The organism is Synechococcus sp. BIOS-E4-1 (assembly GCF_014279995.1).
Lineage (GTDB): Bacteria > Cyanobacteriota > Cyanobacteriia > PCC-6307 > Cyanobiaceae > Synechococcus_C.
The window spans coordinates 2,305,942-2,332,492 of sequence record NZ_CP047935.1 but is presented as its reverse complement, the minus strand read 5'-3'; the positions used below and the strand labels follow the sequence as shown (position 1 = coordinate 2,332,492).

Below are 26,551 nucleotides of genomic sequence, written 5' to 3'. Positions count from 1 at the left end.
CAGAGTTCTGCAAAGAGGTCAAAGCCTTCATGGACGAGTTCCGATGACGCTTACCGGAAAGACGGATTATTGGACGTCAGAAGCTCTCGCAGAAACCGTGGTAAAACCCGTCTTATGAATTACGAGAGTCATTGATACCACTCAGTTACCTGACAAGGCGGCGATGACATTGGCTGATGTGCTTCTTGCCGTGCCATTAGGGCTCCTGGCAGGAGCTCTGGCCGGTCTGCTGGGAATCGGTGGTGGTCTGATTTTCGCGCCTCTTCTGCTTTGGATGGGCCTCAGTCCCCACCAAGCTCTGGCAACAAGCACATTTGCGATTGTGCCTACGGCGATCGGCGGCAGTTACACCCATTGGCGCGCGCGCACGCTTCAGCTCAGGCCAGGCTTGGCCATTGGTCTCTCAGCCTTTGCCACCGCGCTGGTGTTCAGCCGTCTTGGTCGACTCGCCGCAGGCTGGCAGTTGCTAACACTTCAGGCATTGCTTTATCTGCTGCTGGCGCTCACGATTCGTGGTGATCGTCGTGATCTGGGTCCTGAATCTGATCAGCCTCTGCCTTTGAAAGGTCTCACGGCCGTTGGCTCTGTTGCTGGGCTGGCGGGCGGGATGCTCGGGCTCGGCGGCGGGCTTCTGATGGTTCCATTGATGGTGAGCGGCCTGTCGGTGCCGATTCGGCAGGCGATTCGTCTCAGTACGCTGGCTGTGGCCTGCTCGGCCAGTGCCGCTTCATTGCAATTTCTCCACGAAGGACGTGGTCAGTGGATGCTGGGCCTTGTGCTCGGAGCCGTTGCTGCCTTCGCCGCCCAGTGGACGGCCGCCCGGTTGGATCGGGTGAATACCGGAACACTCGCTTGGCTGCTCAAGCTGCTGTCGCTGTTGCTGGCGGTCGACAGCGGCAGAAGGGCTGTTCAGCTGGCGTTACAGGGGGTGTGACTGTGTGGGATCAGTTCAACACCCTGAGCTGTTTGAGCTCGACCTCCTGCATCCAGGCCTTGAGAGCCAGCAGCGAAGAACGATCCGGCAGGCAGAGACAGCCGCTGCCTGGATTGCAGTGGTGAATCCCCAGTCCGCTGCGGCTGGTGTCAAAACGGGGGGCGAGCGTGATCCAGATGTCCTCGCCCCAGGGTTCCGCGGGACCCAGGCTGTAGTCACCCTGCGGCAAGGGAGCTCCGTTGCCAGGAGACCAGCGCCGATCAAGGCCCTGGCTGCTTGGGGTTCCGCTCACAGCAGGCCAGCTGGCCAGCACGGTTTGGCCATGGTGCAGTTCCAGCAGCCACTGGCGTTGTCCATCCGTTCGTCGAATGTCAGTGCGTTGAGCTTTGAGTTCAAGTTCCTGTCCTTGCAGGCGGGCCAGCAACGCATGGTTTGGCCCAGCCTGGCCAGGTGGTGTTGGCTTTGGAGCGGCTTGTTGGGGTGCTGGCTCGGAGCGCTGAACAGGTAAAACGAGTTCCGCTTCGGATCCGCAGCTCCCCGAGCAGAGGGTCAATAGCAGCAGGGGCAATCCGGCCCAGTTCCGTATGGGTTGATTCATGGTGACTGATCGAGCAGCTCCCAGAAACCACCATCCAGCTCGAAGCCAAGACTGGCGGCCATCAGGCTGAGGTTGCCGCGCTGACCTCCTGACACCTCCGAGGAGCTGCCCAGCTGGTTCAGCAGCATCAGGCGATGGGTGATCCACAGCTCAAGAGCCTGAGGATCGAAGCGGATGCCTTCACTGGAGCTGAAATCGTGGGGAACCAACATCGCCACATGCTGCGCCAGGCTTCCGCCGCTGCGATCCAGCAACAACGGGAGCCAGGGGTAGCGAGCGTCTGCACGCAGGGCCCAAAGCCGAGGCTCCGGACATTCGCTCAGTTCTCTGGGGTCATCGACTTCTCGCGGCCATTCGTAGCGCAGTTCCAGAACAGCACCGCCATCGAGCAGGACCTGAAGAGGGCGTTCCATCCAGACTGAAAGAGCCTGCAGGTTCAGTGTCCTGATCGCTTTTGCGTCGATGGTCACCAGGGAATCAGGACTCAAGGCTTCCATGCGGGTGTGACAGGCCTTTGCGAATGATGGCGCCCTGAGGCCTGTACAGGAAAGAATGCAAAGGTTTCAAGCTTCCGTCATGGTCAGCACCCTTACCCAGGCCGAAATCTTCATCGCTCTCGTGGTGGCTGCACACGCCGGTATCCTCGCGATACGTCTCTGCGTGAGCCTCTATCGCGCCTGAGCTGCCCTGGGCCTCTTGGCACGAACGGTGCGCCGCGTTACAAGCGGGCATGCAGAAAGCCGTTTCTTCAGCACCTGATGCCGCCTCTCTGGCGGCCTTGCTTCAGCAGCAGAATGATCGGAGAGAACTGTTGTGCAGTTCCCTGGCGCTTGCAGTGAAGGGTGGCCTGATTTTTCTGGGCGTGGTCAGTGTCGTGCGGTTGTCGATGGCATATCAGGAGCGGCTCGACCGACATGGAGAGCTGGCGGCAGTGGTGGATGTGGAAGCCACCAAGTTGCAGGGACTGCAACAACGCTTTGACACCCTGTTCACCCTTGGGGGCGACGAGCGCCTGATGGATGAGCAGGAGCAATGGATTGCTCCGAACCGTTTACGGGTGATCTGGCGCTGACGATCTGGTGTCTGTGCTGCCAACTGCCCGCTGAGATTCGTGACCGGAGGTCGTTGTGCACGTGGTCTGAGCGGCAGACTGAGCCATCTTCACAGCCCTCCCGATGCCCGTTCCAGGCACTGTTCTGATCACCGGAACCACATCCGGGGTCGGCCTGAATGCCACACGAGCTCTCGTGCAACAGGGCTGGACTGTGATCACTGCTAACCGTTCTCCTCAGCGTGCCGCCGCCGCTGCCGATGAGCTGGGCCTGCCCGCACAGCGGTTGAAGCACGTGCTGATGGATCTTGGTGATCTGGACAGTGTCCGCCAGGCGGTGGAGGGACTGCCTGACCAGATCGATGCATTGGTCTGCAACGCTGCCGTCTACAAACCCAAGCTGAAACAACCAGAGCGCTCCCCTCAGGGTTACGAGATCTCGATGGCCACGAATCACTTCGGCCATTTCCTGCTGGTTCAGTTGCTGATGGGGCGTCTTAGGGCTTCCACACACCCCTCTCGCCGCGTGGTGATTCTTGGCACGGTCACTGCGAATTCCAAGGAGCTCGGAGGCAAGATTCCAATACCTGCTCCTGCTGATCTCGGTGATCTCTCCGGATTCGAGGCCGGTTTCAAGCAGCCTGTTTCGATGGCCAGCGGCAAGCGCTTCAAGCCCGGGAAGGCCTACAAGGACAGCAAGCTCTGCAACATGATCACCACGCAGGAACTGCACCGGCGCCTTCACCGCGAAACCGGCATCAGCTTCACCTCCCTCTACCCAGGGTGTGTTGCCGACACTCCTCTCTTCCGAAACGCTCCGAGGCTTTTCAGAAAAATCTTTCCTTGGTTTCAGAAGAACATCACCGGTGGTTATGTCTCCCAACTGCTGGCGGGTGAGCGTGTTGCCCAGGTGGTTGCTGATCCGGATTTTGCAGAATCCGGGGTGCATTGGAGCTGGGGCAACCGTCAGAAGAAAAACGGACAGCAGTTCAGTCAGGACTTGTCCGATAAGGTCACCGACTCCCAGACCGCCAGAAGGGTCTGGGAGCTGTCATTGGGGTTAGTGGGGCTGAACGAGAAAAGTTAAGGCTCAGTCGAACCCAAGCAGGTCGAAGATTTCCCGATCCTTCAATGAGACGGCCTCGAGGGGTTCGACCTTGTCGAGCATGTTCTGCGCAAGGTTGAGATATTCCTGGCGACAGGCTCGTACTGCGTCGTCGTCGTCGTCCATTTCAAAGATGGTGCACTTCTTCAGGCGGGAGCGGCGAATGGCATCCACATCCTTGAAGTGAGCCATTGTTCTCAGGCCCGTGCGCTTGTTGAACTTATCGATCTGATCGGTATCGGCGGATCGGTTGGCGACAACGCCTCCGAGTCGCACCTTGTAGTTCTTGGCCTTGGCCTGGATCGCCTGGACGATCCGGTTCATCGCAAAGATCGAATCGAAATCATTGGCGGTCACAATCAGGCAGTAGTTCGCATGCTGCAGCGGCGCAGCAAATCCTCCGCAAACCACATCCCCGAGCACATCGAAAATCACCACATCGGTGTCTTCCAGCAGATGGTGCTCCTTGAGCAGCTTCACGGTTTGCCCCGTGACATAGCCCCCGCAGCCAGTGCCTGCGGGGGGACCGCCGCTCTCAACGCATTGCACGCCATTGAAGCCGGTGAACACGAAATCCTCGGGTCGGAGCTCTTCACTGTGGAAGTCCACTTCCTCAAGGATGTCAATCACCGTCGGCACCATCTTGTGCGTGAGCGTGAAGGTGCTGTCGTGTTTCGGGTCGCAGCCGATCTGCAGCACCCGTTTGCCCAGCTTTGAGAAGGCGGCTGAAAGATTCGAGGAGGTGGTCGATTTGCCGATTCCGCCCTTGCCGTAGACGGCAATCACCAGGGTCTCCTCCTGGATGTTCAGCGACGGGTCCTGAAGGACCTGCACACTGCCTTCTCCGTCAGCTGGTCGCGTCAGGGTCGTGGTCATGCAGGACCTTTGCAAAAGGGATCAATCTCATTCAACAGCAACACATGCACCCCAGCTGATATTCACCAACAAATAAAAGATCCTTCGTTTCAGAAATGCTTGCACCTCGTATTTTCTTTGGATTGATTAAAAGAAATGAGTGAATTTGCTCATGCCTTGTAGTGGGCTTTTGCGTCATAGAGCGTTTCGCTGCTGATCTCCATACGCCCCTCCTGGCGTGCATAGGTTTCGGTGTTTCGGCGCACCTTGCCACGCACAAAGAAGGGGATTTTTTTCAGTTCCGCCTCGCCATCGGCAGTCCACACCGGTCCCTGCTCTTCAGGGTTCATGACCACGGTGGATGGGCGGAGGTCTTCGGCGGATGGATCTGCCCCGCCGCGATGACCCAGGTGGCTTTGATGGCCGTCCACAAACTCAAAGTCGTGGCGGAACATGCCGATCAGATGTTCCTCAAGTCCCATCATCAGCGGATGCACCCAGGCGTCGAAAATCACATTGGCGCCTTCCCATCCCATCTGAGGGCTGTTGCGAGCCGGAACGTCCTGCACATGCATCGGTGTGCTGATCACGGCGCACGGGATCCCCAGGCGCTTGGCGCTGTGTCGTTCCATCTGCGTTCCAAGCACCAGCTCGGGAGCGGCGTCGGCCATGGCCGCCTCGACCTCCAGATAGTCATCGCTGATCAGTGCTTCAAGGCCGAGCTCCTTGGCGGCCGTTCGGACCGATCGGGCCATCTCGCGGCTGTAGGTGCCAAGGCCAACCACTTTGAATCCGAGCTCCTCACTGCAGATGCGAGCTGCCGCCAGGGCGTGACTGCCGTCGCCAAAAATGAACACCCGCTTACCTGTGAGATAGGTGGAATCCACGGATTCCGAATACCAGGGCAGCCTTGAACTGCGATAGCCCTCCTCCGCCGTGGGCGGATCCATGCCCAGCAGCGTGTGCAATTCCACCAGGAAGTCGTGGGTGGCGCTGACGCCGATCGGAACCGTGCGTGTGAATGGCATTCCGAAGTTCCGCTGAAGCCAGCTGCAGCTCGATTCGGCGATCTCCGGATAGAGGCAAACATTCAGATCTGCCTGCGGGATTCGCTCGATATCACTGACCTGCGCTCCCAGCGGAGCGACCACCCCGACATCGATGCCGTGCACGGTCAGCAGTCTCTGGATTTCGAGTACGTCATCACGGCATCGAAATCCCAGCAGGGAGGGACCGATCAGATTGACCCGAGGTCGACGGCCGACGGCCATCCAGGCCTTGGGATCATGCTGCGGCTGCTCAGGCACCTGGGGCTTCAGCAGATTGCGCACAAGCTGGTAAAGCGTTTCCGCTGCTCCCCAGTTCTCCTTCTTGCTGTACGCGGGCAGTTCCAGGGTCACAACGGGCATGCTCAGTCCCATGCCCTGGGCCAGGGCTCCCGGTTGATCCTGAATCAGTTCAGCGGTGCAGCTTTCACCCACCAGCAGTGCATCCGGACGGAAACGTTCCGCCGCTTCACGCACAGTCCGCTTCACCAGTTCGGCGGTGTCGCCTCCCAGGTCGCGTGCCTGAAAGGTGGTGTAAGTCACCGGTGGGCGCTGCCCGCGCCGTTCGATCATCGTGAACAGAAGGTCGGCATAGGTGTCACCCTGAGGCGCATGCAGCACGTAGTGCACGCCACGCATCGAGGCGGCGATGCGCATCGCCCCAACATGCGGCGGTCCTTCGTATGTCCAGAGCGTCAGTTGCATGGGAATCAGGCGTGAATGGAAGGTGTCGATGTCTGCGGATGCAGTGCTGGATGAATGAGCTGCCTCCTGCGCAGTGGGCGTGAGAACAATTCGGCCAGATCTCCGGCCTGGTCGATGCCGTGGATGGGGCTGAACACGAGTTCGATCGACCATTTGGTGGTGATGCCTTCCGCTTCCAGGGGGTTGGCCAGTCCCATCCCGCACACCACAAGATCCGGATGCTGGTCGCGAACACGGTCCAGCTGCTGCTCCACGTGCTGACCCTCCGTCACGTCGGTGCCCTCAGGCAGCAGTTCCAGTTCCGGCGCCATCTGTTCGCGGTTCAGATAAGGGGTGCCAACTTCCACCAGTTCCATACCGCACTCGCGCTGCAGAAAGCGTGCAAGCGGAATTTCCAGCTGCGATTCCGGCAGCAGCACAATGCGTTTTCCAGACAGTTCCGCCCTGTGGGGCTCAAGAGCTATGCGCGCTCTCTCTTCCAGAGGGTCCAGCACTGCAGCAACCCGATCTCCTGGCAGGTTGAAATCTCTGCAGGCTGTCTCCATCCATCGGCGGCTGCCCTCCGCCCCGAGCGGAAACGGTGAACTCAGCACCTTGGCGCCCCGTTCCTTGAGCAAGCGTGCGGTGTTGCTCAGAAAGGGCTGGGTGAGCAGCACGGTGGTACCCGGCCCAACACCCGGCAATTCCGTGGACTGCCTTGGCGGAAGGCTGCATACAGTCTCGATTCCCAGACGGGCGAACAGGTGAACCAGGCGGTCCTCAACCGCATCAGCCAGGGTTCCGGCAAGCAGAAGCTGTCGCTTTTCGGTGCTCGGTAAGAAGGGCACCAGAGCAGACAGAGCTCCGTCCTCCCCCTCTGTGAACGTGGTTTCGATTCCGCTTCCGGAATAGTTCAACACACGAACCCTGCCCTGCAATTCCTCGTTGAGACGTTCAGCGGCGCGGGCAAGATCAAGCTTGATCACTTCGCTCGGGCATGAACCCACCAGGAACAGCGTGCGGATCTCGGGACGTCGCGCCAGTAACTCACGGGCCACACGGTCCAGCTCATCATGGGCATCGGCCAGGCCTGCCAGGTCTCGTTCGTTGAGAATCGCCGTGCCGAATCTGGGCTCAGCAAAGATCATCACGCCCGCTGCGCTCTGGATGAGATGGGCGCAGGTGCGCGACCCCACAACCAGAAAAAAGGCATCGGGCATGCGTCGATGCAGCCAGACGATCGATGTCAGGCCACAGAACACCTCTCGGGGTCCAGATTCCTTACGCAGATTGGCGCCCATCGGGATTCCTGAGCTGTCCTTCCCTTCACCATGACTCCGGATTGGCTCAACGGGGCAAGTGTCTGAAACTCTTCGGGATCATTGCGGTCGAAAATGGTGAATCTCGGTACATTTCGGCGATCGACTCAGATCCATTCATGCCCTCCCTGCGTGTTTTCCCTGCCGCTCTCGCGTTGAGCCTGGCACTCGTGGCCTGCCAGTCGGCTGACAAGAAGGCTGACAAGGATGAGGTGAAGGTTGTCAAAGGCGTTGAAGCCGTATGCGCCGCCCAGGCTGACGTTGACGCGGCCGTGGGCCAGGTCAATGGACTCACTCCGGACTCCACCGTGGCGGACGCTCAAAAGGCGGGCGACAAGCTCAAGGATGCGCTTTCGGCTCTCAACAAAGCTGAAGGGCAGCTTGAAAAGGCTGAAGTGAAGGAGTACCGCGATCAGGTGGAAATCTTCCGCAAGGCGGTTGATGAAGTCAGCAAGAAGAAGGACCTGACCTTGGCAGCCGCCGCCGAGCAACTGAAGGGCAAGGCTGCTCCACTGATCGCGGCACGTGAACAACTGGCTTCAACAACGGTGTGCATCGATGTTGTTGATGACAGCTCAGATGACAAGTCGGACGCCAAGTCTGATGACAAGTCGGACGCGAAGTCTGATGACAAGTCGGGGTCCTGATCAGGACTCTGACGATCAGGTCAGTGTTTGAACAAGCTTCTTCAGAGGCGGCGGCGGAAGCGATCATCCGCGAAGCTGCTGCCTCGCCCTGATGAGTCGTCCATGCGGCTCAGTCGCCAGACATTGCGGCTGACACGACGGGCTGTAAGGCCCCCCCTCTCAACGGATTCAGTTCCGGGTCGAGCTCCGAGCAGATAGGTCACTTCCGTTGTCGTCAGTGGTGCGCCGCTGTCAACGGCTAGGGAGGTGAGTTCAAGTCTCTGGCGAAGCTGCCGCACCATGCCGGCATGGCTGCTGTCATCAGTTTCGAGCCAAGGCATCTCGGTCTGGCCTTCACGGGCAAGACGCTGCATCAGGCTGTAGCTGACCAGTCCCAGGGCCTGTTCGGCATTGAGTTCGGTGGAGAGCTGGCCAGGTTCCTCTGACTTTCTAGGGGCGGAAGCCATGGCTCACGGGCGATTGGGCTGAAGTTATCGGCTGTTTCGGGCAGTGCAAGCGCTTGCGCACTGTTTCCCGATCGGCTTCCGGTAAGATCCGCGCCATGAATCGTTTCGCCGGCTTCGACGCCAGGGAGCGGCGGGTTGGCGGAAGCGCTCTCGTCACCGGTACGGAGGTGAACTCTTCCGCGAGTGGTGCAAGCTGCGTGGTCACCACCGATTCAGAATCGATACGGCTGAAGCGGCGTAACAGCCATGTGCAGTCGATCGAGCTGCGCACCCATGTTTTCATCGATTCCCTGCAGCCACAGCTCGCCGCATACATGGGATCGGTGAGTCAGGGATTTCTGCCGATCCCCGGCGATGCCTGCCTCTGGATGGAGGTTTCACCAGGCATGGCCGTGCATCGTGTCACCGACATTGCCCTCAAAGCCAGCAATGTCCGTCTCGGTCAGATGGTGGTGGAGCGGGCCTTTGGTTCCATGGCTCTATACCACAGGGATCAGAGCACGGTGCTTCACTCCGGCGATGTGGTGCTGGAGGCCATCGGCAGTTCCATCGAGCAGCGGAATCCCGCCGAAGTGAGCTGGACGGAAGTGATCAGGGCGATCACCCCTGATCATGCCGTGCTGATCAATCGCCAGAACCGCCGTGGCTCGATGATCGAGGCGGGCATGAGCATGTTCATCCTGGAGACCGAACCCGCCGGCTATGTGCTGATTGCCGCGAATGAAGCGGAAAAGGCCTCAAATATCACGCTTGTCGACGTGAAGGCGGTCGGAGCCTTTGGACGTCTCACCCTGGCGGGACGTGAAGGTGATGTGGAGGAGGCTGCGGCCGCTGCCATGCGTGCAATTGAAATCGTGAACCGCAGCGCTGCACTGCGCTGAGCGTTCAATCCAGCTGCAGCCTCCTGCGCAGCCCGGGTGCCAGGGCACGCGCGGCTTTGCCTCGGCTGCCCAGCTTCGACAGCTGAGAAGGGTTCAGCTCTCCGTAACTACATCCGGCCTCTCGCACCCAGAATAGGGATTCGATGCCAGCTCCCGCATAGGCGGGTTGGCTGAGAAGTTCACCCCAGCAGATTCCCTCTGACTGCTCATCGCACTCACCATCAGGTGAGCAGAGCACCATGGCACTTCGGAAACGAGCACTCCGATAGGGAACGTCTGCCATTGCATGCATCAGCTTCGACAGCTTCTCCGCATCGCTGGCGGCGAGTCGCGCTGTGTAAAGACCCGGAGCTCCGTCGAGAGCATCAACTTCAAGGCCGGAGTCGTCGGCAAGAGCCCAGCATCCTGTTCTCGCCGCTGCGGCGCTGGCCTTGAGACGAGCGTTCTCAAAGTATGTGCTCCCTGTCTCCTCGACATCGAGATCGGCGGGTTGTCGCTGAACATCCAGGTCAATCGGCCCGAGCATCGACTCAATCTCAGCCACCTTGTAAGGATTGCCGCTGGCGATGATCAGCGTGCGCAAAGCGCGGCTCCGGATGGGGAGCACCATTGTGTGTGATCAGGTGTAAGTCTTCTGAACTTCTGTCCTCAGCCGAGACCTGAACAGGTTGAACATCCCACCCGGAAAGCCCGGATTTTCAGTTATACAAATGCAATGCTATGAACCTTTCCCGGTTCTGCCATCGCTTGTGTGGGCCCGCTGACGCTGAGATGCACAGCGTTTTAGATCAGTCCCTGACAGGGTGATCAGCAGCGCTTATCAGGTTCACTACGGACAGTGATCCTGAGAAAGCGTATTAGGTCTTGACGGGTCGCCCTCTGGCAGAGCAGTCTCATCGGCGAACATCCCCCCCCTATTCCCGGTAGGTAATGGCAAACGAAACCATGGGCATCGCTCTCGGCATGATCGAGACACGCGGCCTCGTTCCAGCGATCGAAGCGGCTGACGCCATGACCAAGGCTGCCGAAGTGCGTCTGATCGGTCGTGAGTTCGTCGGTGGCGGTTATGTCACCGTTCTGGTGCGCGGCGAAACCGGCGCTGTGAACGCTGCTGTGCGTGCTGGCGCCGATGCCTGTGAGCGCGTTGGCGACGGCCTCGTTGCCGCTCACATCATTGCCCGCCCCCACCGCGAAGTGGAGCCTGCACTGGGCAACGGCAACTTCCTTGGTCAGAAGGACTGAGACGGGCTGAGCCTCTGAAATTCGAGGTTCCATCAACTCACGCGCCTTCAACGACTTAACGGAGTTTTCTTATGAGCAAGAAGTACGACGCCGGGGTAAAGGAGTACAGAGACACTTACTGGACTCCTGATTACGTCCCCCTAGACACCGACCTGCTGGCCTGCTTCAAGTGCACCGGCCAGGAAGGTGTGCCCAAGGAAGAGGTCGCCGCTGCTGTGGCTGCCGAATCCTCCACCGGCACCTGGTCCACCGTGTGGTCCGAGCTCCTCACCGATCTCGAGTTCTACAAGGGCCGCTGCTATCGCATCGAAGATGTTCCTGGTGACAAGGAATCCTTCTATGCCTTCATCGCCTATCCCCTCGACCTGTTCGAGGAAGGCTCCATCACCAACGTTCTGACCTCTCTGGTCGGCAACGTGTTCGGTTTCAAGGCTCTTCGCCACCTGCGTCTGGAGGACATCCGCTTCCCGATCGCCTTCATCAAGAGCTGCTACGGCCCCCCGAACGGTATCTGCGTCGAGCGCGACCGGATGAACAAGTACGGGCGTCCTCTGCTGGGCTGCACGATCAAGCCGAAACTCGGCCTGAGCGGCAAGAACTATGGCCGTGTTGTCTACGAGTGCCTGCGCGGTGGTCTGGACTTCACCAAGGACGACGAAAACATCAACTCCCAGCCCTTCCAGCGCTGGCAGAACCGCTTCGAATTCGTTGCGGAAGCCATCAAGCTGTCCGAGCAGGAGACCGGTGAGCGCAAGGGTCACTATCTGAACGTGACCGCCAACACTCCCGAGGAGATGTACGAGCGCGCCGAGTTCGCCAAGGAACTCGGAATGCCGATCATCATGCACGACTTCATCACCGGTGGCTTCACTGCCAACACCGGTCTGTCGAAGTGGTGCCGCAAGAACGGCATGCTGCTTCACATCCACCGCGCCATGCACGCGGTGATTGACCGTCATCCCAAGCACGGCATCCACTTCCGCGTTCTCGCCAAGTGTCTGCGTCTGTCCGGTGGTGACCAGCTCCACACCGGCACTGTTGTCGGAAAGCTGGAAGGTGATCGTCAGACCACCCTCGGCTACATCGACCAGCTGCGCGAATCCTTCGTGCCTGAAGACCGCAGCCGCGGCAATTTCTTCGACCAGGACTGGGGCTCAATGCCCGGCGTGTTCGCCGTTGCTTCCGGTGGCATCCACGTGTGGCACATGCCCGCACTCGTGGCGATCTTCGGTGACGACTCTGTTCTGCAGTTCGGTGGTGGTACTCACGGACACCCCTGGGGCTCCGCTGCAGGTGCAGCTGCCAACCGCGTGGCTCTCGAAGCCTGCGTCAAGGCACGCAATGCCGGTCGCGAGATCGAGAAGGAAAGCCGCGACATCCTCCTGGAAGCAGGCAAGCACAGCCCTGAGCTGGCCATCGCCCTCGAGACCTGGAAGGAGATCAAGTTCGAGTTCGACACCGTCGACAAGCTCGACGTTCAGAGCTGATCACAACCCCGGCCGGTTTCAGCGACCGGCCACACCTTTTACTTACACCCAGGATCCCCATGCCTTTCCAGAGCACCGTGGGTGACTACAAAACAGTCGCCACCCTGGAGACCTTCGGCTTTCTTCCGCCGATGACCCAGGACGAGATCTACGACCAGATCGCTTACATCATCGCCCAGGGCTGGAGCCCGCTCATCGAGCATGTCCATCCCAGCAACTCCATGGCCACCTACTGGTCCTATTGGAAGCTTCCCTTCTTTGGCGAGAAGGATCTCAATGTTGTCGTGAGTGAGCTCGAGGCCTGCCATCGCGCCTACCCCGACCACCACGTGCGCATCGTCGGTTACGACGCCTACACCCAGAGCCAGGGTGCCTGCTTCGTGGTTTTCGAAGGACGCTGATCCTTCGAACCCTTGGTTCCGAGCCCTGATTTCTGTTCAGGGCTCCAGTTTTTAACGGGGGCAGCGCCCCCAGCTCTTTGACGACTTCACCGGGCGGACATGGCAAGACTTTCCAGTCGAGAACTCGCACTTGAGCGCCGCAGAGCGCTGACCACCTCGGGGAAGAAAGCGTCCGCTGCCCTCGGTGGAAATAATCGGATCAGGTCGGCCAGTGATGCCCGTCCAACTCGCACCGATGCCACAAACGCGGTTCAGCCTGCGACCTCAGCTCCTGTGGCCAGCGTTGCGCAATCCCCGGTCTCGCTGACCCGAACCGCGGCTCCCTCTCGCAGCCCCCAGGGGAAAGCGCAGCGTCATCCCAGCCGCGAACTGGTGCTCTCCCGCCGTGAAGCCCTCTCCCGTCGAGGCAAGTCTGCGTCTTCCAGTCGGGATCGCAACCGTGCTGATGTAGCTCGAGAAGCTCCCGTCGCTGCACCGGTTGCTGCTCCTGAAAAAGTCGAACGTCCCGCCGTCACTGTTGAGCTGACTCCTCGCTCCGGTGCAGGCCGATCTGGTCTCGAGCGACGCAAAACCGCTCCCAAGAGGCGCTCGATCGAAAATCCCAGCCGGGCCCTGGTGCTGGCGCGTCGTGAAGCCATGTCGAAACATGGCAAAACCGCAGGCAAGCAGCCCACCAGTGCTGCTGCGGTTGCGCGTCAGGCCAACCCCGATCTCTCCAGCCGGGAGATTGCTCAACAGGTGCGCGAGCTGCGGGCCAAAGCCGGTGCCATCAGCAAGCAGAACGCCGGTGTCACCCGCCCTTGCGGCCCCAATCGCCATGGCGCAAAGCAGGCCGCTGCTGCTGATGCGCACTGGAAAGTTGGTGAAAGCAACACAACCACCGGTCAGACCGTGACCGGCACCCAGGCCAACCGCTCGGTCAAGACCACCGGCAACGAAGCCAGCACCTGCCGCTCGATCACCGGCACCGAGTACCTCGGAGCTGAGGTCTTCCAGACCTTCTGCCAACAGGCTCCGGAGCCCACCACCCCAGCCAAGGTTCGTGTCACCTCCACCAGTCACGGCAACCGGGTGACCGGCAACGAAGTCGGTCGGTCGGGCAAGGTCACCGGTGATGAGCCTGGTACCTGCAAGAGCGTGACCGGCACGGAATACATTTCCGCCAATCAGGCTGCAGCCTATTGCGGCGGCTCCAACCCATCACCGCGCAAGGTCGGCCACAGCCTCACTCTTGAAGGCCGCCCGGTGAGTGGTGTGATGGTGGGTCGTTCCGCCAGTGTCACCGGCGACGAAGCAGGTGCCAGTCGCAGTCTCACCGGTGATCAGTATCTCGGTTCCGACCCTCTTCCCGATGGTCGGCCTGCGACCAAGGTCGGCCTGTCCGCCACCCTCTCAGGGACCGGTGTCACCGGCACCCTGGTTGGTCGCTCCTCCCAGGTGACCGGCGACGAGTTCGGGTCCTGTCATCGCGTCACCGGTGACCAGTACATCAGCACCGAGCAGGTCAACGGCTTCTGCGGCACGAATCCTGATCCTGAAGCGGCCAAGGTCGGCTTCAGCATCACCAATCGCAACCAGGTCGTCAGTGGCACCCGAACCGGTCGCTCCGAGCGTGTGACCGGAGATGAGCCCGGCAGCTGTCAGGCCGTGACCGGCACGCCCTATGCAGGTCTCGAACAGGCCGGTCAGCATTGTGGAACCCCAGCTGTTCAGGCGATCCGCGAGCGCACGCCTGTGCGTCCCGGTACTCCCTCCGCAGCCATGACCGGCATCCAGCCCGGTGTCGGTGGTGTGATGACTGGTGACAAGCGTGGTGCCTGCGAAGCGGTCACCGGAACTCCTTATGTGGGCGCCGATCAGCTCGCAGCGGCCTGTGGTGCCGATGCCCCTGCCGGAACCGATACCCACGGACAATCCCCAGACGGTGCCGCATGGACCCGTTTCAGCGTGATGTCACCGGCGCGTGCCGCTCAGCAGCAGCGTGATGCCCAGGGTTCCGTCACCGGAACCTCCTATGAACAGGGCAACCGCATCACCGGGCCCTTCGACATGGCCGGCGGCAAGGTGACAGGAACGGAGCAGTTCCTGTTCGATAACCGTGACTTCCAGCGTCGCCAGTTCCAGCCCACCGTGGCTGTTGTCAGTGAACCGGCTGATCAACCCTCCTCCCGCGTCACCGGTGAGGGTTCCTCCACCAAGGTCACCGGTGATGACTGGGACCGTGGTGAGCATGTCACCGGAACCGAAGGTGCTTCAGCCCGCCGTCGCAATCCCAGCCGTCCCGGTCCCATGGGTGCCATGGCTCCGTTCGAGCGCAAGCGCAACGAGCAGGCCGAGTGGCCGGTCTGCCGGGTGACCGGTTCCCACGGCAACACCGAAAAAGGCTCATTGATCACCGTCTCCGGCGGCGCAAGGGGCTGATTCGCGAATGGTTCGCTCCATGCCTCCCCGTGGCGGGCGACCTCTTGCGCCCACTGCTCCAACCCGGCGCCAGCTCCAGGAATCGCTTGCTCAGCGGGCCCCCGCTCCTGAAGTCAGCAATCCAGCGGAATCCAGCTCACTGCTCGGCAGCACAACGCGGCAAACCACTTTGCAGCGTCGCCAGGCATTGGCTGCATCAGGAAAGGCGGCTCTTCCAAACGCTGGAGCCGTTTCCGGAAGTCGCATCCGCTCTCAGGCGGATCGCCGTCGCCCCAAACCCCTGAAGCAAGCCAGGCTCAAGCGTGGAGAGTCCGGAAACGCTGTTGCCGTCAACCTCAGCAGAACCTCACTTCCCTGGTCGGTGGACACCCATCCACTGACCGATCAGGCGGCCAACGACCGGCTCAGGGATTACGAGCTTGACGTCAAAGGTCGCTTCGACCGGATCGTGCCCCTGCTGAAGCGGGTGTCGGCTCTTCAGCATGAACCTGACTTTCTGGCACAGGCTCAGCGCCTTGCCCGCTCCGAGCTTGGGTTTGACCTTCCCGATCACATCCTGGAGAAGTCCTGGGTGAGACCCCTGGACATGAGAGCCCTGTTCGCCTGGTGTGTGTTTCAGTCGCATCAGCTGTTCAGTGAGCGTTTTTTCCAGGACGATCCCCTGGAGGCGGCATCAGGCAGTCAGGCCTCGGAGGAGTTCAATGCGTTCCTTCTCGACTGCGGATTCCATCTGCTTGATGTGACTCCCTGCGCTGACGGCCGGCTGGCGCACACCATCGCCTACGCCCTGCGCATTCCCTTCAGCGCCGTGCGCCGTCGCTCGCATGCCGGCGCCATGTTCGATGTTGAGAACACCGTCAATCGCTGGATCAAGACCGAGCATCGCCGTTTCCGCGAGCAGGTTCCCAATGAAGCGCATGCTCCGACGCGCTATCTGAAGGTGGTGGCGTACCACTTCAGTTCCCTCGATCCGACGCATCAGGGCTGTGCTGCGCACGGAAGTGATGACTCACTGGCGGCTGCTTCGGGTCTGCAGCGTCTGCATGACTTCCGTGAAGCGGTTGAGAACAGCTTCTGTTGTGGCGCTTCGGTTGACCTGCTCCTGGTCGGCCTGGACACCGACACCGATGCCATCCGGGTTCATGTTCCCGATCACAACGGTGAGATCCTTCTGGATCAGTGGCTCTGTGCCCGGGCGCTGTACGAAAGCACCTCCCCGCTGACGGTGCAGCAGGCGAGGGATGCCGTCCAGGCCGCTGTGCAGACCCATGTGTCTTCTGCTCCCGATGAGGGCATGGTCAGGTTCATCACACGGCTGCTTGTCAGCAACATCTCCCAGCAGGATTATGTCCGCTCGCTGCATCACGGTCCCTACCCGGATGCCGGGCATGCGGAGCGTTTCATCGGGGTCGGCATCGGCTTCAAGGAGGTGCACCTTCGCAACCTCACCTATTTCGCCCATCTCGACACCGTTGAGCAGGGAGCGCCGGATCTTGATGTGGGTGTGAAAATCTTCAAGGGCCTCAATGTGGCTCGCGATCTGCCGATTCCGGTTGTCGTGCGCTTTGACTACTCGGGCAAGGTTCCCGGTGCCAGGGATCGCGCCATCGCCGATTGTCAGCGAATCCAGAAGGCCATCGATGAGCGTTATTCGACGCTCGTCAATGACGGTCTTCTTCACACCCTTCTGACCATTCGCGACCGTGACCAGCCACACCCGGCGTTGGCAGTAGGTTCCACACTCGATCCCGTCCAGCAGGAGGCTCACTGACCATGCTGATTGTCAAGGTCCTGAAGCCGCTCGTCTCAACCAACCGGATTCCGGATTTCGAGCACAAGCATCTCCAGGTGGTGCTGGACGGCAGCACCAAGAAAGTGGCGGTGGATGCAGTCGGGGCCAAGCCCGGCGACTGGGTGATCGTTGTGGGCAGCTCCGCTGCGCGCGAGGCGGCGGGCAGTAAGTCCTACCCCAGTGATCTCACCATCGTGGGAATCATTGACCACTGGGAAGTCGATCCACCCAAGGCGTCGTCATCAGTGCCCTCCGCTCCTGCGACCTCCAATCCCTCCCCAACCCCCAAACCTGGAGAGGCCTCCTGATGGAGATCATGCAGGTCATGGGAACCCTTGTCTGCTCCTATCGCGTCGCGGGGCTGGATCACATGCATCTGCGTGTTCTCAGGAACAACAAAGGCAAAAAGCTCGTTGCCGTTGATCCTGTCGGAGCAAGGGAGGGCAACTGGGTGTTCACCGCCAGTGGCTCGGCAGCGCGATTTGCCTGTCCCAACAGCACTGTTCTCACGGATCTGACGATCGGTGGAATCATCGACCACTGGATGCCGGATGGGTAACTGACCGCTTTCCGTCCTTCACCCCATCCTTCTCATCTCTTCCCATGGCCAGCCCAGCTCCCCGTCGTCGCTCCTCCGCATCCGCCGCTGCAGCATCAACGACATCAGCGCCTGCAAAGGCCTCCGGCCAGGTGTCCACGGGGGCGAAGAAAAGCACTGGCACTGCATCCGAAACCGTCGCGGCCAGCTCTGATTCCGCAGCCTCTTCGGCAACGGTGGATGTGACTCCCGTCGCCAGCCGCCGCTCCACAACCACCCGTCGCAGCACCCCAGCACGGTCCGGGGCCAGCCGATCTTTGGCCGCAAGGGGCGGCAGCAGCCGTCGCGCCTCATCCTCTTCAGGCTCGTCAGGGTCCGGTCGCGCCTCCAAGTCCCTCACGTCTGCTCCTGAACCTTCCGTGAAGGGAATCGCCCTCGGCATGATCGAAACCCGTGGCATGGTGCCGGCCATCGAGGCTGCTGACGCCATGACCAAGGCCGCCGAAGTGCAACTGGTCAGCCGTGAATATGTCGGTGGTGGCTACGTCACTGTGATGGTTCGCGGTGAGACCGGTGCTGTGAACGCTGCTGTGCGTGCCGGCGCCGATGCCTGTGAGCGGGTCGGTGACGGCCTTGTTGCGGCGCATATCATTGCCCGGCCCCACCAGGAGGTTGAGCCTGCACTCGTGCCTACCAATGTGCGACGGCGCAGTTGATCAATAACGTCCGCGTGCATCATTTCGGACTAGATTCCGCGGCCAACACGCACCACAACGGCCCTTCAGGTCTCGTTGCTTTTGACTACAGCTCTTTCGCTGCCACTTCAGACCGCCTGGTTGATTCCGCTCTATGGATTCGCCGGGATGCTGGTTTCCCTGCCATGGGCCTTCGGCTGGTTCCGTAGGGATGCCCATCGTCCTCCGGCGTATCTGAACATCCTGCTGACGCTGCTGGCCGTGGTTCACGGCAGTCTTGTGCTCAGGGATGTCATGGCCAATGGTCCTGCCGTGATCGGCATGCCCTGGCTCACTGTGGGTGATCTCAATCTTGAGATCAGCTTCAGCCTTTCGCTCACCAATGTTTCCGCTCTTGAGCTGATCACTGGCCTGAGCCTTCTCTCCCAGATCTATTCGCTGGGGTACCTCGATAAGGAATGGGCCCTGGCTCGTTTCTTTGCCCTGCTCGGCTTCTTTGAAGGCGCCATGTCGGGAGTTGTGCTGAGCGATTCCCTGTTTCAGAGCTATTTCCTTCTGGAGATGCTCACCCTGTCTACCTATCTGCTGGTGGGCTTCTGGTATGCCCAGCCGCTGGTGGTCACCGCCGCCCGCGACGCCTTTCTGACCAAACGCGTCGGTGACGTAATGCTGTTGATGAGTGTGGTGGCTCTCACCGCCTGGTCAGGAGTCACGGGCTTTGATGACCTTTACAGCTGGTCGGCCCAGGACACTCTTACGCCGTTGGCTGCGACGCTTCTGGGTCTGGGACTGGTCGCTGGTCCAACCGGTAAATGTGCCCAGTTCCCCATGCACCTCTGGCTAGACGAGGCCATGGAAGGCCCCAACCCTGCATCGATTCTGCGCAATTCCGTTGTTGTGACCTGTGGTGCAATCGTGCTGCTGAAGGTCATGCCCTTGCTGCAGCACGCGCCGGTCACCCTGGTGGTGCTTCAGGTGATCGGCACCATCAGTGCCATCGGCGGGTCCTTGGTCTCGATCGCCCAGGTTGATATCAAGCGCACGCTGTCGTACTCCACGACGGCTTATCTCGGTCTGGTGTTCATCGCCATTTCTCTGCAGGTGCCCGTGCTGGCACTGCTGCTGCTCTATGCCCATGCCGTTTCGAAGGCTCTTCTGTCGATGAGTGTGGGGGGGGTGATCGCCTCGACCAACTGTCAGGACATCACCGAGCTCGGCGGACTGGGCAGTCGCATGCCAGCCACCACAGGCTCTTTTCTGGTCGGTGGAGCCGGGCTGGTCGGGTTGCTTCCACTTGGAGGATTCCTCTGCCTGGCACAGGCTGTCGAGCTGGTCGGGGCAAGAGCGGTGGTGTTCGTGCCGGTGTTCCTGATCACCAATGCCCTCACAGCGTTGAATCTCACCAGGGTGTTCCGCCTGGTGTTCCTTGGTCCGTCGCTCGCCAAGACCCGCCGGGCGGCGGAGGTCAACTGGCAGATGGCACTGCCGATGGTGGCGCTCACCGTGATCGTGGTGCTGACTCCGTTCCTGCTGATCCGTCTGGAATCGCTCGATGGTCTGCTGGCCTTCCCTTTCTGGGCCGCTGCTCTGGTGGTCTCCAGTGGTGTTGCCGGTTTGCTTGCTGGGGCTCTTGTTCCACTCAACAAAGCCTGGTCACGCTCACTCAATCCGATTCTTCGCTGGTTTCAGGATCTGCTCGCCTACGACTTCTACACCGAGCGTTTCTACAGAGTCACAATCGTCAATGTGGTGGCCACCTTCTCTCAGCTCGCCGGCTGGTTTGACCGCAATGTCGTTGATGGCGTGCTGCATGGTCTGGCACGCTTCTCCCTGTCGAGTGCCGAAGGCCTGAAGCTGAGCATCAGTGGTCAGACCCAGTCGTATGTGCTCACTGTGATCGGCGCCATCGTGCTGCTGCTCATGTCTTTGAGCTGGGTTCTGCAGTGAGGTCATCATGCTGACGATTCTTCTCCTGATCCCCTTTCTCGGTGCACTCCTCATCTGTGTTCTGCCAGGTGCAGATAACTCCGACAATTCCGAGAGTATCGGTCGCAGTCGCACCTTCACCCTGGTCACTCTCGCGATCCAGTGCCTGCTCAGTTTTGCTCTGCTGATCCCCTTTTCGGCTGTCGAGCCGGGCCAGCAACTGGTGGAGATTCTTCCCTGGCTTCCGCAGATGGGCCTTGAATTCAGCCTCGGAGTTGATGGTCTGTCGCTCCCGCTTGTTCTGATGAATGGGGTGCTCTGCCTCGTGGCAGCCGCTGCTTCGCGCTCCGTTGAGAATCGCCCCCGCGTCTATTTCGCCCTTCTGCTGGTGATCAGTGGAGCGGTGAATGGAGCCTTTCTTGCTCAGAACCTTCTGCTCTTCTTCCTGTTCTATGAACTGGAACTGATCCCTCTCTGGCTGCTCATCGCTATCTGGGGTGGCGCCAACAGGGCTTATGCCTCCACCAAGTTTCTGATCGTCACCGCCGTGTCTGGCGTGCTGATTCTGGCGGCCTTCCTGGGGATCGCCTTGGTCACTGGGAGCGTTGATTTCGGAATCCGGCCGATCCTCACGGCTCAGATGGGACTGGCCAGTCAGCTGGTGCTGATGACCTGTCTGCTGATCGGCTTCGGGATCAAAATTCCTCTCTTTCCATTCCATACCTGGCTTCCCGACGCACATACCGAGGCTTCCACGCCTGTTTCCGTCTTGCTGGCCGGGGTGTTGCTCAAGCTGGGCACCTACGGCCTGCTGCGGTTCTGTCTCGGTCTCTTTCCGGAGGCGTGGTCCGTGGCTGCTCCTTGGCTGGCCGGCTGGGCTGCCGTTTCGGTGTTGTATGGATCCCTGGCAGCCATCGCCCAGACCGACATGAAGCGGATGGTGGCCTACAGCTCCGTGGGCCATATGGGCTATGTGCTGCTGGCCGCCGCTGCGGCCACACCCCTTGCATTAATCGGCGCGCTGTTCCAGATGGTCAGTCACGGTTTGATCTCTGCGGTTCTTTTCCTTGCAGTTGGAGTCGTGTATGAGCGCACCGGTACTCGTGATTTGAATGTGCTGAGGGGGCTGCTGAATCCTCAGCGTGGCCTCCCACTCACCGGCACACTGATGATCATCGGCGTGATGGCCAGCGCAGGCATCCCCGGCATGGCCGGTTTCATTTCAGAGTTCCTGGTGTTCAAGGGCAGTTTCGAGATGTTCCCTGTGGCCACCCTGCTGTCCATGGTCGGTTCAGGTCTCACGGCTGTGTATTTCCTGCTGCTGGTCAACCGTGCCTTCTTCGGTCGTCTTGCCGTGGCTCCAGGCGCCAATCAGAATCCCAAAATTCTGAATCAGGTGCCCTTCGCTCAGCAGATCCCCGCACTTTCGATGTCTTTGCTGATCCTTCTGCTTGGTGTCGTGCCCAATCTGCTTGTGGGCCTGAGCCAGCCAGCGACCGCTCAGCTCAGTGAACTCGCCACATTGGTTCAGCCTGGAGGACTTTCATGACCACCACCTCCCGACCTCAAGCCACCGAACCCACGCTTCCCGATCAGGAGGAGTTGATAAGGCGTCTGCTCTCGGATACCCCGCTGCTTGCTGACACACCGGATCATCTTTTGCAGGTGGTCAATGTGCTTGAGAGCTACGGGCTCGTGCTCGATGCTTACAGCTGCAATCTTGTTTATCAGGGCAAGACACAGCTTCTCAACCCGTTTCCGGTGTTTCGCTTCTTTCATGAAGGATTCACCCCCAAACGACTTTGGGAACACCTGATGGGTGATCGCATCAATTTTGAATATGCCGAGTACTGCCAGAAGGCGATGTTCTGGCATGGCACCGGTGGGATGGATGCCTATTTCGATTCAGAGCCTTTTCAGGATGTATGCCGCCGTGTGATCGCCCTGCGCTCCAAGCGGGATCCGCTTCTGCGTTTGGTCAACACCCTTTATCCGGGATTTGCACCGGAGGCGATCAGGTCGATGACGACGATCTATGCCCTCGGCCTGTTCTGGCGAGTGATGAGTGACATTTTCATCGATCTTGCACGCCGCTATCGCATCGGGGAAGTGGCCTGCGTTCTGGATGTGGTTCACCACATCCGTGATGGTCTGGTGACGGCCGCAGGTAATCCCATCACCTACGAGGTCATGGTGGGCGGAGAGTCCGTCTGGGTTCTCCCTCCGGAAGCCGGCCTCACCTTCCTTGTTGATGTTGCCGTCCCCTATGTGGAGGCCGTGTTCTTTCGGGGCATGCCATTTCTGGGAACGGTGTCCTACAACGCTCAGGCCCGTCAGATCGCTGCCGACCAGAGTCTGTTCAAATACGGCGCTCTTTACGCAGATCCTGTGCCGAGCATGGGAGCTGGAATTCCTCCCAGTCTGTGCATGTCGGACATGTACCGGAATCTTCCCGAGGAGCTCAGCCGCTGGTACGACCGTCATGGTCGGGCCCAGGCGGATGCCCATGTTCAGATCTGCATCAGCTTTCAGAAGTCGATGTTCTGTGTCACCAACGCGGCGATTGCCGGAACGATGCCCAATCCTCTCGATACCCAGGACCCAGAGCAGCAGGCGGCTAACCACGCTTATGCGTCATCCTGGTCCGAGCGCCTGATGGGCTGTCAGAGGGGGGCTCTCCTTTAGGTTTCGGAGAGGTCTCGAGGTTGTCGATGGAACCTTGGAATGAACGCAAGCGACCGGTCTGTCTTGAGAAGCGATTCGAGTTCGACAGCTACAGCTCCACCCGTGATTTTCTTGATCGTCTCGGTGAGTTCAGTGAAGTACGCAAGCGCTATCCCGACATCAGCTTTGGGAAAAACTATGTGAACATCACCTTGCGCCCGGATGAGGACGCGGAGGATTCGATCCTCACCGATTCAGACCATGCCTTCGCCGCGGCGATTGATGGACTCATCGATTGATCTTGAAGCCAGCTTTGTTGCTTCGGGAGTCGGAGAGGTTCTCAAGAACCTGGACACAGAGCTGATCGGTTTACGCCCAGTCAAAACCAGAATCCGTGAGATCGCCGCTTTGCTGCTGGTGGATCAGGCCCGGCAGTCCCTGGATTTGGTGAGCAAAGCTCCCAGTCTGCATATGTCGTTCACCGGTCAGCCAGGAACTGGGAAAACAACTGTTGCGCAGAAGATTTCGCAGATTCTTCATCGCCTCGGCTATCTGCGTAAAGGTCAAGTGATCACCGTCACCAGGGATGACCTTGTTGGTCAATATGTGGGGCATACGGCCCCGAAAACCAAAGAGATGATCAAACGCGCCCAGGGAGGCGTGCTGTTCATAGATGAGGCTTATTACCTCTACAAACCGGGAAACGAGCGAGATTATGGAGCTGAAGCGATTGAGATCCTTCTTCAGGAGATGGAGAGTCAGCGCAATGATCTTGTGGTGATCTTTGCTGGTTACAAGGATCGGATGACAGCTTTTTATCAATCCAATCCTGGACTGTCCTCAAGGGTTGCTCATCACATCGATTTCCCTGATTACAGCCAGAGTGAATTGATGGCGATCGCCGAACTGTTGCTGGAACAACAGCAGTATCGATTCAGTGACGCAGCGGTTGCAGCGTTTGAGAGCTACATCAGCAGGCGGCGTCAATTGCCTTTCTTCGCCAATGCACGCTCCATTCGCAACGCCCTCGATCGTCTGCGTCTGCGCCATGCCAACCGCTTGTTCTCAAGTCGCGGTCAACCTCTCAGTCGTGAAGCTCTGATCACCATCGAAGCAGCAGATGTATTCGCCAGCCGTGTCTTCCAGGGGGAAGTGGAGGAAACCGATCCTTCTAAGCCGCTGACCGACTGAGCCAAAGAAGCGCTGCTCTGCACGGCTTGCCGAAGCAAGGCCTACCCGGGGCTGGGCTGCTCCAGGTCGCGTCGGATCAGCGCCATCAGGTAAGAGGGCGCCTTGTAGCGACCAGGCAGGCAGCGGTTCAGGGTCTCCAGATGGCCCCAGCAAACTGTTTTTTCAATGTCCTTCACCTCACGCCCCTCCTTGAGAAGCCGTCGTAATGCCTTGCAATACAAGGGATAGCCCGCTTCCAGTTCGCCGATGGTCAGCTTGGCCTGGGCCATGAAGGTCGCTCGGTGCATCTCTTAACCTATGAAACCGTGGGATCGCTTCATCCCAACCAGGCAATGCAGTCGATCTCCACCTTCGAGCCCTTGGGCAGAGCAGCCACCTGAACGCAGGCCCTGGCAGGGCTCACTCCGCTGCCGAACATTTCGGCATAAATCGCATTGACCGCCAGAAAGTCGGCGAGATCAACCAGGTACACCGTTGTGCGAACCACTTTGGCGGCCTCAGTTCCGGCAGCGCTGAGCACGGCTTGCAGATTGCGCAGCACCTGCCTGGTTTCTGCTTCCACATCGCCGCCGCCCACCATCTCACCCGTGGCGGGGTCCAGTGGTATCTGGCCTGAACAATAAAGCCATCCTCCAGCCTGGACAGCCTGGTTGTAAGGCCCCACCGGAGCCGGAGCCTCAGCGGTGGTGACCGCCTGATGGGTGGTGGTCGTCATGAAAGGGCATCACAATGGGGCTGCATTTTCGCGCTTCGTGTCGATGGAGTCCCTTCCGGTCGAGATCGACGGTCTGTGGCACAGCTATGTGACTTCAGGTGCTAACTGGACTCTCCAGGACATCAACCTCGGACTGCAGAGTGGAGAACTGGTGGGTTTGCTGGGGCCCTCCGGTTGCGGCAAGACAACACTGCTGAGGCTGATCGCCGGTTTCGAGCGCCCCACCCGAGGCAGCATCCGCCTTCATGGCTGCGAGGTGGCCAGCCCCCAGCTCTCGGTGGCAGCTGAACGCCGGGGAGTGGGCATGGTATTCCAGGACTATGCCCTGTTCCCCCATCTGAATGCCTGGGACAACACCTGTTTCGGTCTTCGCCGCGGGCAGGACAGTTCTCGGGCGGCCTGGCTGCTGGAGCTGCTGGGCCTGGAGGAGTTGAGGGCGCGCTATCCCCACGAACTTTCAGGGGGACAGCGTCAACGTCTGGCTCTGGCAAGAGCCCTCGCGCCGGCACCGTCAGTGGTGCTGCTTGATGAACCCTTCTCCAACCTTGATGTGGAGGTGCGTCTGCGCCTGCGCAGTGAACTTCCATCCGTTCTCAGTGCCTGCAACGCCAGCGGTGTTCTGGTCACCCATGACCCTGAGGAGGCCCTGGCGATCTGCAGTCGGGTGGCTGTGCTGCGCGATGGGCTTCTGCATCAGTGCGCCAGTCCGAAGGAGCTGGTGGAGTCACCTGCGACGCCCTTCGTGGGCAGCTTCGTGCTGCAGCGCAACGTTCTGCCCGTCTGGAACGATGCCGCCGGTGGCTGCCTGCGCTGTCCCCTGGGTGACCTTGAGAGACCCGGTGATCTCCAGGCCGATTCCCTGCCCGAGGAGGCAACGATTCTGGTCGCGCCCGAAGCGATCACACTTCACGAGGATTCCGAGGGGAAAGATGAAGTGGTGGGTCGGGAGTTCCTTGGTCACAGCTGGATGTACCGGGTGAGGAGCGGTGACCGTCAGTTGCGACTGCTGAGACCTCTTACCGAGGACTACCAGCGTGGTCAGACCTGCCGTCTGCGTTTGCAGCCCGGGTCGTCCGTTCTGCTGCATCCGCAGCGTCGTGCACTGCTGAGCCGTGCCAGCTGAGCGCTGATCAGCCTCTCCAGCTGTCCTTGTGCAGCCTCAGGTCCCGCAGCTCCTGCACCGAGCAGGCTTTCAGGAAAAGGTTGGTGCGGCGCTCCTCTCCCATGGTGCTGGGCAGGGAGAGGCCACCACGTCTGCGCAGTTCACTGACGCTGTTCAGGCGTTCAGCAATGGCCTGGTCATCCGGTCTGAGGGCGTGGGCCCAGCGCAGGTTCGCCTCGGTGTATTCGTGAGCGCAGTGCACGAGGGTCTCGTCAGGAAGATCCTCAAAACGCTGCAGGGCCAGATGCATGTCCTCGGGTGATCCTTCCATCAGACGCCCACAGCCTGCGCCGAAGAGGGTGTCTCCGCAGAACAGCACAGGTGTGGGATGGTCCGTGGAGCTGCCCTGAGGCAGTACAAAAGCCAGATGTGCCCTGGTGTGCGCTTTCACATCGATCACCGTGACAGGTTGTCCCAGCAGTTCCAGCTGCATGTCCGGCTCAATCGAAACCGTCTGGAAGGGAATCCTTGTCCGGTCGGCGGCGGCCGCGATCACCGCGGCTGTCGGCCACTGACGCAACAGATCGGGAGTGCCGCCGATGTGGTCCGCATGGTGATGGGTCTGAAGAACGGCCCTGAGGGTCAGCTGTCGCTCCACCAGCCACTCGGCCACGGGTTCGGCTACGGAGGGATCGACCACCACAGCGTCCTGGCCCCTTGCCCAGATCCAGACGATGTTGTCCTCCAGGACCGGAAGCGGCTCGATTCCGTCGCTCTGACAGGCGTGACCCATCGTTAAAGTTTTGAGCGA

At 60.1% G+C, this 26,551-nt stretch carries 30 protein-coding genes; 20 read left to right on the top strand and 10 right to left on the bottom strand.

Going from position 1 to position 26,551, the window contains the following annotated elements:
• The first annotated feature begins 163 nt into the window (after positions 1–163).
• The gene (locus tag SynBIOSE41_RS12635) at positions 164–934 is read left to right on the top strand and encodes a sulfite exporter TauE/SafE family protein (RefSeq protein ID WP_186538157.1); all 771 of its coding nucleotides are present in this window, start codon (positions 164–166) and stop codon (positions 932–934) included.
• A 10-nt stretch (positions 935–944) separates the two neighbouring features.
• On the opposite strand, the gene SynBIOSE41_RS12630 is transcribed toward SynBIOSE41_RS12635, so the two are convergent.
• Entirely contained in the window at positions 945–1,532 is a 588-nt protein-coding gene (locus SynBIOSE41_RS12630) for a hypothetical protein (protein ID WP_255475756.1), read from the bottom strand.
• Complete coding sequence (locus SynBIOSE41_RS12625; RefSeq protein ID WP_066905764.1) at positions 1,529–2,029, bottom strand: CRR6 family NdhI maturation factor; 501 nt, start codon at positions 2,027–2,029, stop codon at positions 1,529–1,531. The genes SynBIOSE41_RS12630 and SynBIOSE41_RS12625 overlap by 4 nt, the downstream gene beginning before the upstream one ends.
• Before the next feature lie 79 nt (positions 2,030–2,108).
• Between SynBIOSE41_RS12625 and psaM the strand changes: the two genes are divergently transcribed.
• From psaM to SynBIOSE41_RS12610, 3 genes are all read left to right on the top strand, one after another.
• A complete protein-coding gene (gene psaM, locus SynBIOSE41_RS12620; RefSeq protein ID WP_067092922.1) occupies positions 2,109–2,213 on the top strand; it encodes a photosystem I reaction center subunit XII in 105 nt (34 codons plus the stop codon).
• A gap of 49 nt (positions 2,214–2,262) precedes the next feature.
• Positions 2,263–2,604: a hypothetical protein gene (locus SynBIOSE41_RS12615; RefSeq protein WP_186538156.1), complete on the top strand. Its 342-nt coding sequence runs from the start codon at positions 2,263–2,265 to the stop codon at positions 2,602–2,604.
• 103 nt (positions 2,605–2,707) lie between these two features.
• Positions 2,708–3,670, top strand: coding sequence for a protochlorophyllide reductase (locus SynBIOSE41_RS12610; RefSeq protein WP_186538155.1), 963 nt, complete (start codon positions 2,708–2,710; stop codon positions 3,668–3,670).
• Positions 3,671–3,673: 3 nt separating this feature from the next.
• Here the strand turns inward: SynBIOSE41_RS12610 and bchL are convergent, their stop codons facing one another.
• The 3 genes from bchL to SynBIOSE41_RS12595 form a co-directional block, all read right to left on the bottom strand.
• Complete coding sequence (bchL, locus tag SynBIOSE41_RS12605) at positions 3,674–4,564, bottom strand: ferredoxin:protochlorophyllide reductase (ATP-dependent) iron-sulfur ATP-binding protein (RefSeq protein WP_186538154.1); 891 nt, start codon at positions 4,562–4,564, stop codon at positions 3,674–3,676.
• Between the two features lie 149 nt (positions 4,565–4,713).
• On the bottom strand, positions 4,714–6,294 hold the full coding sequence (locus SynBIOSE41_RS12600; protein ID WP_186541193.1) for a ferredoxin:protochlorophyllide reductase (ATP-dependent) subunit B: 1,581 nt from the start codon (positions 6,292–6,294) through the stop codon (positions 4,714–4,716).
• A gap of 5 nt (positions 6,295–6,299) precedes the next feature.
• Positions 6,300–7,574, bottom strand: coding sequence for a ferredoxin:protochlorophyllide reductase (ATP-dependent) subunit N (locus tag SynBIOSE41_RS12595; RefSeq protein WP_186538153.1), 1,275 nt, complete (start codon positions 7,572–7,574; stop codon positions 6,300–6,302).
• A 137-nt stretch (positions 7,575–7,711) separates the two neighbouring features.
• Between SynBIOSE41_RS12595 and SynBIOSE41_RS12590 the strand changes: the two genes are divergently transcribed.
• Positions 7,712–8,239, top strand: coding sequence for a hypothetical protein (locus SynBIOSE41_RS12590; protein WP_186538152.1), 528 nt, complete (start codon positions 7,712–7,714; stop codon positions 8,237–8,239).
• 41 nt (positions 8,240–8,280) lie between these two features.
• Here SynBIOSE41_RS12590 and SynBIOSE41_RS12585 read toward each other — a convergent pair whose 3' ends face one another.
• The gene (locus tag SynBIOSE41_RS12585) at positions 8,281–8,685 is read right to left on the bottom strand and encodes a hypothetical protein (protein WP_186538151.1); all 405 of its coding nucleotides are present in this window, start codon (positions 8,683–8,685) and stop codon (positions 8,281–8,283) included.
• Between the two features lie 95 nt (positions 8,686–8,780).
• Between SynBIOSE41_RS12585 and SynBIOSE41_RS12580 the strand changes: the two genes are divergently transcribed.
• The gene (locus SynBIOSE41_RS12580; RefSeq protein ID WP_186538150.1) at positions 8,781–9,566 is read left to right on the top strand and encodes a BMC domain-containing protein; all 786 of its coding nucleotides are present in this window, start codon (positions 8,781–8,783) and stop codon (positions 9,564–9,566) included.
• A gap of 4 nt (positions 9,567–9,570) precedes the next feature.
• Here SynBIOSE41_RS12580 and SynBIOSE41_RS12575 read toward each other — a convergent pair whose 3' ends face one another.
• Positions 9,571–10,176 carry a non-canonical purine NTP pyrophosphatase gene (locus SynBIOSE41_RS12575; RefSeq protein WP_186538149.1) on the bottom strand — a complete coding sequence of 202 codons (606 nt, stop codon included), beginning with the start codon at positions 10,174–10,176 and terminating at the stop codon, positions 9,571–9,573.
• A gap of 320 nt (positions 10,177–10,496) precedes the next feature.
• Here SynBIOSE41_RS12575 and SynBIOSE41_RS12570 point away from each other — a divergent pair, with 320 nt between their 5' ends.
• The 13 genes from SynBIOSE41_RS12570 to cbbX all read left to right on the top strand — a co-directional run bounded on the left by SynBIOSE41_RS12570 (position 10,497) and on the right by cbbX (position 23,923).
• Positions 10,497–10,808 (top strand): BMC domain-containing protein, encoded by a 312-nt coding sequence (locus SynBIOSE41_RS12570; protein WP_006169870.1) that lies wholly within the window; start codon positions 10,497–10,499, stop codon positions 10,806–10,808.
• 71 nt (positions 10,809–10,879) lie between these two features.
• The gene (locus tag SynBIOSE41_RS12565) at positions 10,880–12,295 is read left to right on the top strand and encodes a form I ribulose bisphosphate carboxylase large subunit (RefSeq protein ID WP_066905748.1); all 1,416 of its coding nucleotides are present in this window, start codon (positions 10,880–10,882) and stop codon (positions 12,293–12,295) included.
• 59 nt (positions 12,296–12,354) lie between these two features.
• Entirely contained in the window at positions 12,355–12,696 is a 342-nt protein-coding gene (locus SynBIOSE41_RS12560; protein WP_066905746.1) for a ribulose bisphosphate carboxylase small subunit, read from the top strand.
• 99 nt (positions 12,697–12,795) lie between these two features.
• Complete coding sequence (locus SynBIOSE41_RS12555) at positions 12,796–15,117, top strand: CsoS2 family carboxysome shell protein (RefSeq protein WP_186538148.1); 2,322 nt, start codon at positions 12,796–12,798, stop codon at positions 15,115–15,117.
• Positions 15,118–15,124: 7 nt separating this feature from the next.
• Positions 15,125–16,888, top strand: a complete 1,764-nt coding sequence (locus SynBIOSE41_RS12550) for a carboxysome shell carbonic anhydrase (RefSeq protein ID WP_186538147.1) — start codon at positions 15,125–15,127, stop codon at positions 16,886–16,888.
• 2 nt (positions 16,889–16,890) lie between these two features.
• A complete protein-coding gene (locus tag SynBIOSE41_RS12545; protein ID WP_066905741.1) occupies positions 16,891–17,217 on the top strand; it encodes a carboxysome peptide A in 327 nt (108 codons plus the stop codon).
• Entirely contained in the window at positions 17,217–17,468 is a 252-nt protein-coding gene (locus tag SynBIOSE41_RS12540; RefSeq protein WP_066905739.1) for a carboxysome peptide B, read from the top strand. The genes SynBIOSE41_RS12545 and SynBIOSE41_RS12540 overlap by 1 nt, the downstream gene beginning before the upstream one ends.
• A gap of 44 nt (positions 17,469–17,512) precedes the next feature.
• Positions 17,513–18,163 carry a BMC domain-containing protein gene (locus tag SynBIOSE41_RS18265; RefSeq protein ID WP_304623146.1) on the top strand — a complete coding sequence of 217 codons (651 nt, stop codon included), beginning with the start codon at positions 17,513–17,515 and terminating at the stop codon, positions 18,161–18,163.
• An 81-nt stretch (positions 18,164–18,244) separates the two neighbouring features.
• Entirely contained in the window at positions 18,245–20,089 is a 1,845-nt protein-coding gene (locus SynBIOSE41_RS12525) for an NAD(P)H-quinone oxidoreductase subunit F (RefSeq protein WP_186538145.1), read from the top strand.
• Positions 20,090–20,093: 4 nt separating this feature from the next.
• Positions 20,094–21,617, top strand: coding sequence for an NADH-quinone oxidoreductase subunit M (locus SynBIOSE41_RS12520; protein WP_186541191.1), 1,524 nt, complete (start codon positions 20,094–20,096; stop codon positions 21,615–21,617).
• Entirely contained in the window at positions 21,614–22,753 is a 1,140-nt protein-coding gene (locus tag SynBIOSE41_RS12515; protein ID WP_066905731.1) for a CO2 hydration protein, read from the top strand. Before SynBIOSE41_RS12520 ends, SynBIOSE41_RS12515 begins: the two co-directional genes overlap by 4 nt.
• Positions 22,754–22,779: 26 nt before the next feature.
• Positions 22,780–23,031, top strand: coding sequence for a 4a-hydroxytetrahydrobiopterin dehydratase (locus SynBIOSE41_RS12510; RefSeq protein WP_186541189.1), 252 nt, complete (start codon positions 22,780–22,782; stop codon positions 23,029–23,031).
• Positions 23,015–23,923, top strand: a complete 909-nt coding sequence (gene cbbX / locus SynBIOSE41_RS12505) for a CbbX protein (protein ID WP_186538144.1) — start codon at positions 23,015–23,017, stop codon at positions 23,921–23,923. The genes SynBIOSE41_RS12510 and cbbX overlap by 17 nt, the downstream gene beginning before the upstream one ends.
• A 41-nt stretch (positions 23,924–23,964) precedes the next feature.
• Here cbbX and SynBIOSE41_RS12500 read toward each other — a convergent pair whose 3' ends face one another.
• Both SynBIOSE41_RS12500 and SynBIOSE41_RS12495 read right to left on the bottom strand, forming a co-directional pair.
• Positions 23,965–24,192 carry a DUF3136 domain-containing protein gene (locus SynBIOSE41_RS12500; RefSeq protein ID WP_066906102.1) on the bottom strand — a complete coding sequence of 76 codons (228 nt, stop codon included), beginning with the start codon at positions 24,190–24,192 and terminating at the stop codon, positions 23,965–23,967.
• Positions 24,193–24,239: 47 nt separating this feature from the next.
• A complete protein-coding gene (locus SynBIOSE41_RS12495; protein WP_186538143.1) occupies positions 24,240–24,638 on the bottom strand; it encodes a Rid family detoxifying hydrolase in 399 nt (132 codons plus the stop codon).
• Between the two features lie 43 nt (positions 24,639–24,681).
• Between SynBIOSE41_RS12495 and SynBIOSE41_RS12490 the strand changes: the two genes are divergently transcribed.
• Positions 24,682–25,761 (top strand): ABC transporter ATP-binding protein, encoded by a 1,080-nt coding sequence (locus SynBIOSE41_RS12490; RefSeq protein WP_255475755.1) that lies wholly within the window; start codon positions 24,682–24,684, stop codon positions 25,759–25,761.
• Between the two features lie 7 nt (positions 25,762–25,768).
• Here the strand turns inward: SynBIOSE41_RS12490 and gloB are convergent, their stop codons facing one another.
• Entirely contained in the window at positions 25,769–26,533 is a 765-nt protein-coding gene (gene gloB, locus SynBIOSE41_RS12485) for a hydroxyacylglutathione hydrolase (protein ID WP_186538141.1), read from the bottom strand.
• Positions 26,534–26,551: the final 18 nt, after the last annotated feature.

Excerpts from the sequence above, each read along its gene's own strand:
- SynBIOSE41_RS12500 (WP_066906102.1), bottom strand. The coding sequence starts at position 24,192 with ATGGCCCAGGCCAAGCTGACCATCGGCGAACTGGAAGCGGGCTATCCC.
- SynBIOSE41_RS12490 (WP_255475755.1), top strand. The coding sequence starts at position 24,682 with ATGGAGTCCCTTCCGGTCGAGATCGACGGTCTGTGGCACAGCTATGTG.
- SynBIOSE41_RS12595 (WP_186538153.1), bottom strand. The coding sequence starts at position 7,574 with ATGGGCGCCAATCTGCGTAAGGAATCTGGACCCCGAGAGGTGTTCTGT.
- SynBIOSE41_RS12610 (WP_186538155.1), top strand. The coding sequence starts at position 2,708 with ATGCCCGTTCCAGGCACTGTTCTGATCACCGGAACCACATCCGGGGTC.
- SynBIOSE41_RS12545 (WP_066905741.1), top strand. The coding sequence starts at position 16,891 with ATGCTGATTGTCAAGGTCCTGAAGCCGCTCGTCTCAACCAACCGGATT.
- gloB (WP_186538141.1), bottom strand. The coding sequence starts at position 26,533 with ATGGGTCACGCCTGTCAGAGCGACGGAATCGAGCCGCTTCCGGTCCTG.
- SynBIOSE41_RS12580 (WP_186538150.1), top strand. The coding sequence starts at position 8,781 with ATGAATCGTTTCGCCGGCTTCGACGCCAGGGAGCGGCGGGTTGGCGGA.
- SynBIOSE41_RS12495 (WP_186538143.1), bottom strand. The coding sequence starts at position 24,638 with ATGACGACCACCACCCATCAGGCGGTCACCACCGCTGAGGCTCCGGCT.
- SynBIOSE41_RS12555 (WP_186538148.1), top strand. The coding sequence starts at position 12,796 with ATGGCAAGACTTTCCAGTCGAGAACTCGCACTTGAGCGCCGCAGAGCG.
- SynBIOSE41_RS12510 (WP_186541189.1), top strand. The coding sequence starts at position 22,780 with ATGGAACCTTGGAATGAACGCAAGCGACCGGTCTGTCTTGAGAAGCGA.
- SynBIOSE41_RS12585 (WP_186538151.1), bottom strand. The coding sequence starts at position 8,685 with ATGGCTTCCGCCCCTAGAAAGTCAGAGGAACCTGGCCAGCTCTCCACC.
- SynBIOSE41_RS12600 (WP_186541193.1), bottom strand. The coding sequence starts at position 6,294 with ATGCAACTGACGCTCTGGACATACGAAGGACCGCCGCATGTTGGGGCG.
- SynBIOSE41_RS12550 (WP_186538147.1), top strand. The coding sequence starts at position 15,125 with ATGGTTCGCTCCATGCCTCCCCGTGGCGGGCGACCTCTTGCGCCCACT.
- SynBIOSE41_RS12560 (WP_066905746.1), top strand. The coding sequence starts at position 12,355 with ATGCCTTTCCAGAGCACCGTGGGTGACTACAAAACAGTCGCCACCCTG.
- SynBIOSE41_RS12515 (WP_066905731.1), top strand. The coding sequence starts at position 21,614 with ATGACCACCACCTCCCGACCTCAAGCCACCGAACCCACGCTTCCCGAT.
- SynBIOSE41_RS12635 (WP_186538157.1), top strand. The coding sequence starts at position 164 with ATGACATTGGCTGATGTGCTTCTTGCCGTGCCATTAGGGCTCCTGGCA.
- SynBIOSE41_RS12615 (WP_186538156.1), top strand. The coding sequence starts at position 2,263 with ATGCAGAAAGCCGTTTCTTCAGCACCTGATGCCGCCTCTCTGGCGGCC.
- SynBIOSE41_RS12570 (WP_006169870.1), top strand. The coding sequence starts at position 10,497 with ATGGCAAACGAAACCATGGGCATCGCTCTCGGCATGATCGAGACACGC.
- SynBIOSE41_RS18265 (WP_304623146.1), top strand. The coding sequence starts at position 17,513 with ATGGCCAGCCCAGCTCCCCGTCGTCGCTCCTCCGCATCCGCCGCTGCA.
- SynBIOSE41_RS12625 (WP_066905764.1), bottom strand. The coding sequence starts at position 2,029 with ATGGAAGCCTTGAGTCCTGATTCCCTGGTGACCATCGACGCAAAAGCG.
- SynBIOSE41_RS12630 (WP_255475756.1), bottom strand. The coding sequence starts at position 1,532 with ATGAATCAACCCATACGGAACTGGGCCGGATTGCCCCTGCTGCTATTG.
- cbbX (WP_186538144.1), top strand. The coding sequence starts at position 23,015 with ATGGACTCATCGATTGATCTTGAAGCCAGCTTTGTTGCTTCGGGAGTC.
- bchL (WP_186538154.1), bottom strand. The coding sequence starts at position 4,564 with ATGACCACGACCCTGACGCGACCAGCTGACGGAGAAGGCAGTGTGCAG.
- SynBIOSE41_RS12575 (WP_186538149.1), bottom strand. The coding sequence starts at position 10,176 with ATGGTGCTCCCCATCCGGAGCCGCGCTTTGCGCACGCTGATCATCGCC.
- SynBIOSE41_RS12540 (WP_066905739.1), top strand. The coding sequence starts at position 17,217 with ATGGAGATCATGCAGGTCATGGGAACCCTTGTCTGCTCCTATCGCGTC.
- SynBIOSE41_RS12590 (WP_186538152.1), top strand. The coding sequence starts at position 7,712 with ATGCCCTCCCTGCGTGTTTTCCCTGCCGCTCTCGCGTTGAGCCTGGCA.
- psaM (WP_067092922.1), top strand. The coding sequence starts at position 2,109 with ATGGTCAGCACCCTTACCCAGGCCGAAATCTTCATCGCTCTCGTGGTG.
- SynBIOSE41_RS12565 (WP_066905748.1), top strand. The coding sequence starts at position 10,880 with ATGAGCAAGAAGTACGACGCCGGGGTAAAGGAGTACAGAGACACTTAC.